We start from the raw sequence: 13367 nt of genomic DNA on the forward strand, positions 1-13367 counted from the left end.
GGGTTATAAAGAGAAAATAAAATGAGTACAATAGATCATTTACAAAACAAAAATGCCCCTCTAGTTGATGGCAAAGAAGAATATACCATAACGGTTTATGCAGAAAACCGCATTGGTTTATTAAACAGGATTGCGATTATATTTTCGAAAAGAAAAATCAACATTGAGAGTTTAAACACCTCTCCTTCTGAAATTGACAGGATCCATCGTTTCAATATCGTGATCCATGAAGGTTATGAAGTGGTGAGAAAATTAGCCCGTCAGATTGAAAAACAGATCGAGGTATTGAAAGTTTACTTCAACACTAATGACGAAATTATCTGGCAGGAACTGGCTCTTTATAAAGTTTCGACAGATGAAATAGCAGAGAAAGTAACGGTAGAAAGATTATTGAGACAGTATGGTGCAAGCGCCGTAGTGATTCGTAAAGATTATACTGTTTTTGCAGTAACCGGGCATAAAGAAGAAACCGATGCTTTGATAAAAGCTTTAGAACCTTATGAGCTGATTGAGTTTGTACGCAGTGCAAGAGTTGCCATTATTAAAGACAGCGCTGGTTTCCACGAAAAACTGAAAGAATTTGAAGCTTTTGAACCTGGTGAAGAACTCATAGAAAACGAGTTTTTAGAAAAAGGCGAGAAAATATTTACCATGTAGTTGAGCAGTAATAATAAAAGCTGAAAGCAAGACCTGTAAAAATATGAAATGCAATAAAGCAATACCGGTTTTAAGAATATTCGATTACAATAAAGCAATTGAGTTTTATGTAAACTGGTTGGGTTTTAAAATAGACTGGGAGCATCATTTTGAAGAAAATACCCCGGTTTATATGCAGGTTTCTTTTGCAGGGATAGAATTACATTTAAGTGAGCACCACGGTGATGGAACACCGGGAACACATTTGTATGTTGACTGTACTGGTTTAAAAGCATTTCATAAATCGATTACTGACAAAAAGTATAAATACAACCGACCGGGTTTAGAAAAAACATTTTACGGAACCTGGTGTGTTACTGTTAATGATCCTTTTAACAATAAAATATCATTTAATGAGGAGTTAAGCAAAGCCGAAAAATCAGAATTGCAAGACTAAAATTACAAGAAGAAATATAATGAATCAGGTATTTGAATTTATAATAAACTCGCGAAAGGCATTTATTCAATTGGTAGATAGTTTAACCATCGAACAATTAAATAAAATTCCGGATGGCTACAACAATAACATCATTTGGAATTTTGGGCACATCGTGGTAAGTACGCAAACCCTTTGCTACGTGAGGACCGGAATACTACAGGATGCAGGCTTAGTGAAGTTTAACGAGTACTACAAAAAAGATACCCGGCCAACTTACACCGTTTCTAAAGAAGAAGTGGACGAACTAAAGGCGATTGCATTAGAAAGCATCAACAAAATAAAAGAAGATTATGCAAATGGTGTATTTCCTGATATAACCCCATTCGCAACCTCAACTTATGGTACACAATTGAATAGTGTAGAGGAAATCCTCATTACTACTATTGGTCATGATAACCTGCATTATGGCTATGCATGGGCACTGAAGAAAGTGATTTAAAAAAACGAATACCGTAATTAAAAAATATAAACCGATAATAAATAGAAATTAACCGATAAAACGATGTCAAATTATTTTAACACACTACCGCTTAGAGAAAAATTAAACCAGCTTGGTGTTTGCGATTTCATGGACAGTTCTGAATTTTTAGATGGCGTTAACGCACTAAAAGGCAAAAAACTTGTCGTTGTAGGTTGTGGTGCACAAGGCCTGAATCAAGGTTTGAACTTAAGAGATAGTGGTTTAGATGTAAGCTATACCTTACGTAAGGAAGCTATTGAAGGTAAAAGAGATTCATGGAAAAATGCAACTGAAAACAATTTTACAGTTGGCACTTATGAAGAACTTATCCCAAATGCGGATGTAGTAATTAACCTTACACCGGATAAGCAACATACTGCGGTTGTGAATGCAATTATGCCTTTGATGAAAGAAGGTGCTACTTTATTGTATTCGCATGGCTTTAACATTGTGGAAGAAGGTATGCAAATCCGTAAAGACTTAACCGTAATTATGGTTGCTCCAAAATGCCCGGGCAGTGAAGTTAGAGCAGAATATGTGAGAGGCTTCGGTGTACCAACTTTAATTGCTGTTCACCCTGAAAATGACCCTCAGGGCAAAGGTTTAGCACAGGCTAAAGCTTACTGCGTTGGTACCGGTGGTCACAGAGCTGGTGTTTTAAAATCATCTTTTGTAGCTGAAGTAAAATCTGATTTGATGGGCGAGCAAACTATTCTTTGCGGATTGTTGCAAACGGGTTCTATCTTATCTTTCGATAAAATGGTTGAAAAAGGAATCGAGGCTGGTTATGCATCTAAATTGGTTCAATATGGTGTTGAAGTAATTACCGAAGCCCTAAAACAAGGTGGTATTACGGCAATGATGGATCGATTAAGTAATGTTGCAAAAATCAAAGCTTTTGAAATTTCTGAAGAATTGAAAGACATTATGCGTCCATTGTTCCAAAAACACCAGGATGATATTATGAGTGGTGAGTTTAGTAAAACCATGATGGAAGACTGGGCTAATGGTGATAAAAACCTGTTGGCATGGAGAGCTGAAACTGGCGAAACTGCTTTCGAAAAAACACCTGCGGGCGATGTTAAAATTGGCGAACAGGAATATTTTGACAATTATACTTTAATGGTTGCTTTTGTTAGAGCAGGTGTTGAACTTGCTTTCGAAACGATGGTTCAGGCAGGTATTAAACCAGAATCTGCTTACTACGAATCATTACACGAAACGCCACTTATTGCAAATACCATTGCCCGTAAAAAGTTATTCGAAATGAACCGCGTAATTTCTGATACCGCTGAATACGGTTGTTACCTGTTTGATCAGGCTTGTAAACCACTACTGGGCGATTTTATGAAAAAAGTAGATACCGATTTAGTAGGTAAAAACTTTAACGAAGGTAAAGATGGTGCCGTAGATAACAGAACTTTAATTGCGGTAAATGATGTAATCCGTAACCATGAAGTTGAAATTATCGGCGCAACATTGAGAAAAGCAATGACTGCAATGAAAGCGATTAAAACAGCATAAAAATAAAATGTCAATCCGGACTTATCAAAGAAATCTAGATAAGCCCGGATTGACTAACATTAAATAAAAACAAAATGTCGAAAACATTAGTAGAAAAAATTTGGGATGCACACGTTGTAAAAAGTGAAGAAGGATTTCCTGATATTTTATACATTGATACACACTTAATACACGAGGTAACTTCTCCACAGGCTTTTGATGGCTTGCGTAAAAGAGGATTACCTGTTTTTCGTCCAAAACAAACCGTTGCAACGGCTGATCATAATGTACCTACGTTAAACCAGCTGTTGCCGATTAAGGAAGAACTTTCCCGTTATCAGGTAGACATGCTCACAAAAAACTGTGCAGAATTCGGTATCGAATTATACGGCTTGGGTCATCCTTTCCAGGGAATTGTACACGTAATCGGTCCTGAGTTGGGCATTACCCTGCCAGGAAAAACAATGGTTTGCGGCGATAGTCACACCTCTACACATGGTGCTTTTGGAGCCATTGCTTTTGGTATTGGTACCTCGCAGGTTGAACAGGTTTTTGCAACACAGTGTTTGTTGCAACAGAAACCTAAAACCATGAAAATTGAAGTTAACGGACAATTAGGTAAAGGAGTTTCTGCAAAAGACATCATTTTATACATCATCTCTAAAATATCTGCTGCCGGTGGTACAGGTTATTTTATTGAATATGCAGGTTCGGCTATTGAGGCTTTAAGTATGGAAGCCCGTATGACCATTTGCAACATGAGTATAGAAATGGGTGCCAGAGGTGGATTAATTGCACCTGATCAGATTACATTCGATTATATCAAAGGCCGTGAGTTTGCCCCTGCAGATGCTGAATGGGATAAAGCTTTGGCTTACTGGAAAACTTTATATAGCGATGCCGATGCAAAATTTGATAGTGTTTTAACTTTCGATGCTGCAGACATTGCCCCAATGATTACCTACGGAACCAACCCAGGCATGGGCATGGGCATTCAGGAGCATATTCCTGCTACCAATGCACAACCTGAGAAAGAAAAACTCTCTTACCAAAAAGCTTTGGATTATATGGGTTTTGATGATGATACTTCATTAATCGGAAAACCTGTTGATTATGTTTTTATTGGCAGTTGTACCAATTCGCGTATTGAAGATTTACGTGAAGTAGCTGATTTTGTAAAAGATAAACGCAAAGCTGATCATGTTACGGTTTGGATTGTTCCAGGTTCGAAACAGGTAGAACAGCAGGCTAAAAATGAAGGTTTGGACAAAATTTTCGAAGCGGCAGGTTTCCAATTGCGTGAACCAGGTTGCAGTGCATGTTTAGGAATGAATGAAGATAAAATTCCGGCAGGTAAATATTGTGTTTCTACTTCCAACAGGAATTTTGAAGGCAGACAAGGGCAAAATGCACGCACCCTGCTGGCAAGCCCGTTAACCGCAGCAGCAGCAGCAGTTACCGGAAAAATTACGGATGTAAGGGAATTATTAGAAAAGGTTTAATCTATTGTCATGCTGACGAAGGAAGCATCTGCCTAACGTTTATAGATTCTTCGTTCCTCAAAATGACAATGATCGAAATTTAAAAATATGATTTTAGAAGTTGCCATATTAAATGTAAAAAGTGGATTGTCAGTTGATTTTGAGAAAGCTTTTAAAGAAGCTGAAAAAATTATCTGCTCCATGAGTGGTTACATTTCACATCAGCTTCAAAAATGTATCGAAACAGAGGATAAATATATTTTACTGGTTCGTTGGGAAACTTTAGAAGCCCATACAAAGGGTTTCAGAACATCACCAGAATATCAGGATTGGAAAAAATTACTTCATCATTTTTATGATCCTTTTCCAACCGTTGAACATTATATAGAAGTAGAATACTAAAAACAAAAAGTTATGCCAGAAATAGTTTGGGATGCAACATTATACGACAAACAACATCACTTCGTATCGGATTACGGAGCGGATGTATTGCAATGGCTGGCGCCAAAAGCAAATGAACATATTTTAGATGTAGGTTGCGGAACCGGTCAGCTGGCAGCGCAAATTGCTGCTTCCGGGGCCATTGTTTTAGGAACAGATGCATCTGCTGATATGATTGCTAATGCTAAGCTGGCCCATCCTGAACTAACTTTTGAAGTTGTTGATGGAACAAAACTCCATTACAGTGAAAACTTCGATGCTATTTTCAGTAATGCAACTTTCCACTGGATTGAAAATCAGCCGGCATTGGTTGAAGGTTTATTTAGAAGCTTAAAATCTGGCGGACGATTAGTTGCTGAATTTGGAGGCAAAGGAAACGTGAAAAGCATAACGAATGCCATTGCATCAGCTGCTCAGCAATTAGGGCTGGCCGATCAGGTGGTTAATGACTTTTGGTTTTTCCCCTCAATAAGTGCTTATACCACTTTATTAGAATCTAAAGGTTTTGAAGTGGAACAAGCCTGGTTATTTGACAGGCCAACCAAATTAATTGGCGAAGAAGGCATGTATGTTTGGATTAATCAATTTGCCCGGCACGCATTTAAAAATTTAGATGCAACACAGGCAGAATCCATTAAAAACCTAGCCGTAGAAATCCTGAAGCCTGATTATTTTATAAACGGCGAATGGGTAGCAGATTACAGAAGATTGAGAATAAAAGCCTGGAAAGCGAAAGCTTAAGGAAAAAAGAATAAAGCGAGATGAAAAAATTCACAAAATTGACATCGGCCATTGTGCCTTTAAATATAGAAAATATTGATACCGACCAGATTATACCTGCAAGGTTTTTAAAAGCAACCACCCGTGACGGTTTTGGCGAAAACCTGTTCCGCGATTGGCGTTACGAGAATAACAACCAACCTAAAGCTGATTTCGTTTTAAACAACCCAACCTACAGCGGCCAGATTCTGGTTGCAGGCAAAAACTTTGGCTGTGGCAGTAGTCGCGAGCATGCGGCTTGGGCCATTCAGGATGCCGGTTTTGATGCTGTAATCAGTAGTTTCTTTGCCGATATTTTTAAGGGAAATGCCTTGAATAATGGTTTATTGCCTATTCAGGTAAGTGAAGATTTCCTGGCTCAAATTTTTAGAGCAGTAGATCAGAATGCTGGATCGGCTTTGGAAGTTGATTTGGAAAACCAAACCGTAACCATTATCGAAACCGGAGCCAAAGAATCATTTGAGATTAATCCATATAAAAAATCATGCTTAATAAATGGTTACGATGACATCGATTTCATTTTAAACCAAAAACAATTAATAGAAGAATTTGAGCAAGCAAAATAATGTTTAAGCCATTTGTTCACATACAGAATCTAAACTTAAGTTATCGTCACAAAGCGGTGCTGAAGGATTTGTATTGGGAAATAAATGTTTGCGAAAACTGGGTTCTTTTTGGAGAAAGTGGTAGCGGAAAAACTTCTCTGGCAAAAGTAATTGCAGGATTAATCCCTGCACAAGGCCGCGTTGAAGTTGATTTCGACCCGATAAGCAAGTTGCCCGCGGAAGTTTTATTTGTAGAAAGCTGGTATCAGTTTAAAAATTTAGAAGGCGTTGCAAATTTTTATTATCAGCAACGTTATACCAGTCAACAGGCCAAAGAAACATTAACCGTTCATGCAGAACTGGTTGCTTATGGAAAAGAAAAAGGGCTTCATCTGGATCAGGTTGAACCTATTTTAGCAGCTTTAAACTTTTCTTCTTTTGCCAGTTCTCAATTAATTGAACTATCAAGCGGTGAGCACAAAAAATTACAGTTGGTTAAAGCTTTATGGTTAAAACCACAATTGTTAATTATCGATCAGCCCTATACCGGCCTTGATGTAGCTTCCCGTCAAAATTTGAATAGCTTGCTGGATGGAATTTCCTCACAGGGCGTTCAGTTAATTTTGATTTCCAATGATGCAGAATTGCCTTCGTCCATTCACAGTTTTGCAGAGATCAAAGATGGTCAGCTAATTACCTCTGCAAAAAGAGATTTAACATCAGTTTCTGTTGAAAAGCATAATAGAAAAATCCCTGATTTCCTAAAAGAATCACCTGTTTATTCATCAAATAACATTGTTAAAATGGTTGATGTAAACATCAGCTACGGAGAGAAGCAGGTTTTGAAAAATATAAACTGGGAGGTTAAAGCTGGCGAAAAATGGTTGTTACAGGGGCATAATGGTTCAGGAAAATCAACCTTGTTAAGCCTGGTTAATGGAGATCATCCGCAATCGTACGCCAATGAACTGTATTTATTTGGCAACAGACGCGGAAGCGGTGAAAGCATTTGGGACATTAAACAACATATTGGTTTAATCTCGCCAGAACTTCATTGGTATTTCGATGCAACTTCTACCGTTTGGCAAAGTATCGCTTCCGGATTTTACGATACAGTCGGCTTATTTCAACAACTCCCTTATTCAAAAAGTGCTCAGGTTGATGCACTTGTAGAATATTTCGGATTAACGGAAAGTAAAAATGAATTATTAAACAGCCTCCCGCTGGGCAAACAACGCCTGGTTTTACTGGCCAGAACAATTATTAAAAATCCGGAGCTTTTAATTCTGGATGAACCTTACCAGGGTTTGGATCAGCAACAAACACAACACTTTAACCAATTAGTTGATGAATTGTGCAGCAACGGGATGACTTTAATTTATGTTGGCCATTTTGAATCGCAGTTGCCAACCTGCATAGAAAAAAGAATATTATTAGAAAAAGGCGAGGTAAAAGTCGTCGAAAGTTTAAATACAAAAACTCGTCATTGCGAGGTACGAAGCAATCTTTTGCATCGTACTATCTAAATGAGATTGCTTCGTACCTCGCAATGACGGCAATATATAAATACAATGAAGAAGAACATTTTAGTAATACCTGGAGATGGTATCGGACCCGAGGTTACAACATGGGGAAAAGCAGCATTAGCGCAAATTGCTACTGCATTCGGTCACGAATTTACTTTTGATGAAGCACTGATGGGTCACGTAGCCATCGAAGCAACCGGAAATCCTCTTCCGGATGAAACTTTAGAAAAAGCAAGAAAAAGTGATGCCATCCTGTTTGGTGCTGTAGGACATGCCAAATATGACAATGACCCAAGTTTAAAAGTCAGACCGGAACAAGGTTTACTAAAAATCCGTAAAGAACTGGGTTTATTTGCCAATCTACGTCCGATATTACTATTTGATGAACTTCTCCAGGCATCAAGCATTAAACCGGAAATTTTAAGAGGAACAGATATTTTGTTTTTCCGCGAATTAACGGGCGATGTTTACTTTGGTGAAAAAACGCGTTCTGAAGACAGAAATACTGCTTCTGATTTAATGATTTACCATCGTTATGAAGTAGAACGTATTGCCCATAAAGCTTATCAGGCTGCACAACAACGTAATAAAAGGTTATGTTCTGTGGATAAAGCCAATGTTTTAGAAAGTTCCCGCTTATGGCGTGAAACGGTACAGGAAATTGCAAAACAATATCCTGATGTAGAAACCGAGCACATGTTTATTGATAACGCAGCGATGCAGTTAATTAAAAACCCGAAAAAATTTGATGTGGTTTTAACGGCAAATTTATTCGGAGATATTTTAACGGACGAAGCCTCTCAAATTGCAGGTTCAATGGGTATGCTGGCTTCAGCTTCTGTTGGCGAAAGCACAGGTTTCTTCGAGCCTATTCATGGTTCAGCACACGATATTGCTGGCAAAGACCTGGCAAATCCTCTGGCTTCTATCCTATCGGCCGCACTGATGCTCGAAATTGGTTTCGGATTAAAAGACGAAGCTAAATTATTGGTTGATACCATTGATCAGGTATTGAAAGAGGGCTTTAGAACACATGATATTGCTGATCAAACTACAAACCGATTTAAAGTTTTAGGCACAACTGAAATGGGCAAATTGGTTCTTAAATTCTTATCCCAAAAATTAATTACTACAACCCAACCATAATGATACACGACCCAAATAAAGTCTATATTTTCGACACCACCTTACGCGATGGAGAACAAGTTCCCGGCTGCCAGTTAGATACCAAGCAGAAGATTGAAATTGCGAAAGCACTTGAATTACTTGGCGTGGATGTAATTGAAGCAGGTTTCCCAATCTCAAGTCCCGGAGATTTTCAAAGTGTAGTAGAGTTATCAAAAGCAATTAAAAATCCAACCATTTGCGCGTTAACCCGTGCAATTAAAGGCGATATTGATGTAGCTGCAGAATCTTTAAAGTATGCCAAACATCCGCGTATCCATACCGGAATTGGCTCATCAGATATGCACATTAAATATAAATTTAACAGCACCAGAGAACAGATTTTGGAAAGAGCGGTTGAAGCCGTAAAATATGCCAAAAAATTTGTGGAAGATGTTGAATTTTATGCTGAAGATGCAGGAAGAGCAGATAATGAATTTTTGGCTCAAATGATTGAAGCCGTAATTGCTGCAGGTGCTACTGTAGTTAATATTCCCGATACAAATGGTTACTGTTTGCCCGATCAATATGGCTCTAAAATTCTTTATTTAAAAGAAAACGTTAAAAATATCGACCAGGCTATTATTTCAGTTCATTGCCATAATGATTTAGGATTAGCAACCGCGAATAGTATTGCAGGGGTAATAAATGGTGCCCGACAGATTGAATGTACCATTAACGGGATTGGTGAAAGAGCAGGGAATACGGCTTTGGAAGAAGTTTCGATGATTTTAAAAACCCACAGCTTAGGTTTACATACCGGCATCAACAGTAAGCATTTCACCGAACTAAGTGGAATGGTTAGCCGTATGATGCACATGCCTGTGCAACCGAATAAAGCAATTGTAGGTAAAAATGCTTTTGCGCACAGTTCTGGTATTCATCAGGATGGTTTTTTGAAACACCGCGAAAACTACGAAATTATTAATCCTGAAGATGTAGGTTTAAATAGCGCTGATATTATTTTAACTGCCAGAAGCGGTCGACATGCTTTGAAACACCATTTAGAGCGTTTGGATTATGATATTGATAAAATTAACATCGATGACGTTTACGAACGTTTCCTGGTTTTGGCGGATGAAAAGAAAGACATTACGGATGATGATTTACTTTATTTAATGAGCGATGGCGAAACGGAATCTTACAAAAACGGCTATAAATTAAACTTGCTTCAAGTGGTATGTGGCGACCAGGTTAAACCTGTAGCCAATATTAAATTGCAGTATGAAGGTGTAGTTAAAGAAGCAAAAGCCGAAGGTAATGGTCCTGTTGATGCGACTATAAATGCAATAGTTAGTATTATTGATAAAGATATTACCCTTAAAGAATTTACGATTCAGGCCATGCATGGTGGTAGCGATGATGTGAGTAAAGTGAATATGAAAGTTGATTATGAAGGCAAATCTTTCGTTGGTTTTGGTTTCAGTACTGACATTGTAAAAGCATCCGCCAATGCTTACTTAGATGCAATTAATAAATTTTTGTAGGAAGAAAGCTTAGAAGCTGAAAGACTAAAACTCTTAACTGTCTGCTATAAAAGGCTATCGTGCTGAATTTATTTCCGTATAGAGGGAACTGAGTGAAGATTTAATTTTGGAAAACAAATTTTGCTTCCTAAACCTGATAGCAGTGGAAATACTTTTTGTTTGCAGCACCACAGAACAAGCTGTCATGCCGAGGCACGAAGCATCTGCAAGCGATAAAACAGATGCTTCGTACCTCAGCATGACAGAAGTTAAAAAAGATTGCAACGAATAGCAGGACTGAAATAACCGAAAAGCACTGAAACTGCTTTTCAAAAAAACATAAGTGAAATCCAAGTATTAGAACTTGATGGTCACGACTTGATACTAAAAAAATGAATGATACAATAAAAAACACTTTCGATTTTGAAAATGCTTTTAAAACTTTAGAAGGTGTTGTAAAACGCACTCCTCTTGAATTTAATGCAGGCTTATCGTTAAAATACAATGCAAATATTTATCTTAAAAGAGAAGATTTGCAAATTGTACGTTCCTACAAATTGCGTGGTGCTTACAATAAAATAAGTGCCTTAAATGCCAATGCATTACAAAATGGTATTGTATGTGCAAGCGCCGGTAATCATGCCCAGGGTGTTGCTTATTCTTGCAAAAAATTAAACATTAAAGGCGTAATATTTATGCCCGAAATAACGCCCAGACAAAAGATTAAACAGGTAAATATGTTTGGCGGCGACAACATAGAAATTGTTTTGGTCGGCGATACATTTGATGATTGTTTAAAAGAAGCTTTAACTTATTGTGAGGAAAAATCATCCACGTTTATTCCTCCCTTTGATGATGACAAGGTAATTGAGGGACAAGCCACTGTTGCAATGGAGGTTTTTCAGGATTTACCTGATTTAGATGCCATAATTGTACCTGTTGGTGGTGGTGGTTTAGCTTCGGGAGTTAGTGCCTATTTGCAAACGGTAAAGCCATCGGTAAAAATTTTTGGTGTTGAACCCATGGGCGCTCCATCGCTTAGCGAAGCACTTAAAAATGGAGGGCCAATAACCGTTGAAAATATTGAACGTTTTGTAGATGGCGCAGCTGTAAAAAGAATGGGTTGGATAACTTACAAATATTGTAAGGAGCTTCTAAGTTCTACGTACTTAATTCCCGAAGGGCAAATTTGCACAACAATTTTAAAGCTTTATAATGAAGATGCCATTGTGGTAGAACCTGCAGGCGCATTATCTGTTGCTGCTTTGGAGCAATTGAAAGACCAAATTGCGGGTAAAACAGTAGTTTGTATCGTGAGCGGTGGCAATAACGACATAGAGCGTATGCAGGAGATTAAAGAGAAATCTTTACTTTTCGAAGGGCTTAAACATTATTTCATTGTTCGTTTTCCTCAAAGACCAGGTGCTTTAAAACTTTTTGTAAATGAAGTTTTAGGGCCCCATGATGACATTACCCGGTTTGAGTTTATTAAAAAAACAAACAAAGAAAACGGACCTGCACTGGTTGGAATCGAGCTGAGTGATAAAAATGACTACGCCAGTTTATTACAGCGTATGAAAGATTTTAAATTTGAAATTATAGAATTAAATCAGGACCAGACTTTATTTGAATACCTGGTTTAATTAACTGTCGCATTGAGGGTTTGTCGAAGAATAGCATTTCGATAAACTCAACATGACATATTTACCTTGTCGTCCTGAGGAACGAAGGATCCCTGAGTGAAAATACCTGACATCATCCATAAACAGATGCTTCGTACCTCAGCATGACAGAATAGAGTATATTTTCTTTAACCCTTCATTTGTCGTCCTGAGCCTGTCCTGTGGAAGGATAAAATATTCAATGCCTTAACCTATATTTGCATAATGAACTACAATAACCTTACGGACAAAGCCTTAATTACTGACAACGACATTTCATGGGAAGACTTGGGAGATGGAGTTAAACGCAAAATAATGGCTTATAATGAAAGTTTAATGCTGGTTAAAGTTCAGTTTGATAAAAATGCAGTTGGTGCTATCCATCAACATCCCCATTTACAAATGAGTTATGTTGCTGAAGGCAGTTTTGAAGTAAGTATGGCTGATGAAAAGAAAATTTTAAACCAGGGTGATGTATTCTTTGCTCAATCTAATGTTTTTCATGGCGTGGTTTGCCTTGAAGCAGGTTTGCTAATCGACATTTTCAATCCGCATCGTGAAGATTTCTTAAGTCCTAGTCAAAAGTAAATTTCACGTTCTTATAACCCAACCCTTCAATAATGGGTTTTAAAACATTGGTTGCATTGGTTTTTGTTTGCAATAAAATGCTCGACTTTTTCACTTCTGCCGTAACTTGTTTTTCTGCAGCTTTATAAGCATCATCAACCAATGCAGCCTCACGGAAAAAAGCCATCTTCGTATCATAAACCTTAGAGTTTTTATGATCGATTTTTACATAACAAATCTCGGGCTGTGGTAAATTTACTACAGCTGTATCTGCATCTATACCAATATCTTGTTTGGTAATTTTAGTTAAATCAATGCAACCCACCGCTTCTGCTTTTACCACTAATAAAATGCTGGCTTCGGGTAAAAAATCTGTTTTCTCTTTATGTTCTAAAACATCGCTAATCTGATACCTAACCAGCTCCAATTTGCCAATAGCTTCAATTTTTTCGACCAGAAGCTGATGTTTATTCTCTACAGAGGTATTGATACTGAACTTTTTAGAAATAAAAAAGTAAACGGCAGCTAAAAGGATTACCCAGGGCAAGAAGCGAAAAAATACTTTCATGATAAAGAAATAAACAAGGTTTCACTATTGTACAGAAATATTTACACAATTATTAATCCATAATTAATCT

General features: G+C 37.6%; 15 protein-coding genes. 14 read left to right on the plus strand and 1 reads right to left on the minus strand.

Going from position 1 to position 13367, the window contains the following annotated elements; translation table 11 throughout:
- Nucleotides 1-21: 21 nt before the first annotated feature.
- The 14 genes from ilvN to O0955_RS00375 all read left to right on the plus strand — a co-directional run bounded on the left by ilvN (nucleotide 22) and on the right by O0955_RS00375 (nucleotide 12750).
- On the plus strand, nucleotides 22-657 hold the full coding sequence (gene ilvN / locus O0955_RS00310; protein WP_269425547.1) for an acetolactate synthase small subunit: 636 nt from the start codon (nucleotides 22-24) through the stop codon (nucleotides 655-657).
- A gap of 13 nt (nucleotides 658-670) precedes the next feature.
- Nucleotides 671-1093 carry a glyoxalase superfamily protein gene (locus O0955_RS00315; protein WP_269426587.1) on the plus strand — a complete coding sequence of 141 codons (423 nt, stop codon included), beginning with the start codon at nucleotides 671-673 and terminating at the stop codon, nucleotides 1091-1093.
- A 19-nt stretch (nucleotides 1094-1112) separates the two neighbouring features.
- Complete coding sequence (locus O0955_RS00320) at nucleotides 1113-1574, plus strand: DinB family protein (RefSeq protein WP_269425548.1); 462 nt, start codon at nucleotides 1113-1115, stop codon at nucleotides 1572-1574.
- Nucleotides 1575-1637: 63 nt separating this feature from the next.
- A complete protein-coding gene (ilvC, locus tag O0955_RS00325) occupies nucleotides 1638-3119 on the plus strand; it encodes a ketol-acid reductoisomerase (protein WP_269425549.1) in 1482 nt (493 codons plus the stop codon).
- Nucleotides 3120-3193: 74 nt separating this feature from the next.
- Nucleotides 3194-4600, plus strand: a complete 1407-nt coding sequence (leuC, locus tag O0955_RS00330; protein ID WP_269425550.1) for a 3-isopropylmalate dehydratase large subunit — start codon at nucleotides 3194-3196, stop codon at nucleotides 4598-4600.
- An 87-nt stretch (nucleotides 4601-4687) separates the two neighbouring features.
- Complete coding sequence (locus O0955_RS00335; RefSeq protein ID WP_269425551.1) at nucleotides 4688-4981, plus strand: antibiotic biosynthesis monooxygenase family protein; 294 nt, start codon at nucleotides 4688-4690, stop codon at nucleotides 4979-4981.
- 12 nt (nucleotides 4982-4993) lie between these two features.
- Complete coding sequence (locus tag O0955_RS00340) at nucleotides 4994-5761, plus strand: class I SAM-dependent methyltransferase (protein ID WP_269425552.1); 768 nt, start codon at nucleotides 4994-4996, stop codon at nucleotides 5759-5761.
- A 20-nt stretch (nucleotides 5762-5781) separates the two neighbouring features.
- Nucleotides 5782-6366, plus strand: a complete 585-nt coding sequence (gene leuD, locus O0955_RS00345) for a 3-isopropylmalate dehydratase small subunit (RefSeq protein WP_269425553.1) — start codon at nucleotides 5782-5784, stop codon at nucleotides 6364-6366.
- Nucleotides 6366-7871: an ATP-binding cassette domain-containing protein gene (locus O0955_RS00350; RefSeq protein ID WP_269425554.1), complete on the plus strand. Its 1506-nt coding sequence runs from the start codon at nucleotides 6366-6368 to the stop codon at nucleotides 7869-7871. Before leuD ends, O0955_RS00350 begins: the two co-directional genes overlap by 1 nt.
- Nucleotides 7872-7916: 45 nt before the next feature.
- On the plus strand, nucleotides 7917-9017 hold the full coding sequence (leuB, locus tag O0955_RS00355) for a 3-isopropylmalate dehydrogenase (RefSeq protein WP_269425555.1): 1101 nt from the start codon (nucleotides 7917-7919) through the stop codon (nucleotides 9015-9017).
- Complete coding sequence (locus tag O0955_RS00360) at nucleotides 9017-10522, plus strand: 2-isopropylmalate synthase (protein ID WP_269425556.1); 1506 nt, start codon at nucleotides 9017-9019, stop codon at nucleotides 10520-10522. Before leuB ends, O0955_RS00360 begins: the two co-directional genes overlap by 1 nt.
- Nucleotides 10523-10664: 142 nt before the next feature.
- Nucleotides 10665-10793 (plus strand): hypothetical protein, encoded by a 129-nt coding sequence (locus O0955_RS00365; protein ID WP_269425557.1) that lies wholly within the window; start codon nucleotides 10665-10667, stop codon nucleotides 10791-10793.
- Nucleotides 10794-10893: 100 nt separating this feature from the next.
- Complete coding sequence (gene ilvA / locus O0955_RS00370) at nucleotides 10894-12144, plus strand: threonine ammonia-lyase IlvA (protein ID WP_269425558.1); 1251 nt, start codon at nucleotides 10894-10896, stop codon at nucleotides 12142-12144.
- Nucleotides 12145-12387: 243 nt separating this feature from the next.
- Complete coding sequence (locus tag O0955_RS00375) at nucleotides 12388-12750, plus strand: cupin domain-containing protein (protein ID WP_269425559.1); 363 nt, start codon at nucleotides 12388-12390, stop codon at nucleotides 12748-12750.
- Here O0955_RS00375 and O0955_RS00380 read toward each other — a convergent pair.
- Nucleotides 12737-13297, minus strand: a complete 561-nt coding sequence (locus O0955_RS00380; protein WP_269425560.1) for a DUF4230 domain-containing protein — start codon at nucleotides 13295-13297, stop codon at nucleotides 12737-12739. The genes O0955_RS00375 and O0955_RS00380 overlap by 14 nt on opposite strands.
- Between the last annotated feature and the right edge of the window lie 70 nt (nucleotides 13298-13367).

Source organism: Pedobacter punctiformis (assembly GCF_027213715.1).
In the GTDB taxonomy this organism is placed as follows: domain Bacteria; phylum Bacteroidota; class Bacteroidia; order Sphingobacteriales; family Sphingobacteriaceae; genus Pedobacter; species Pedobacter punctiformis.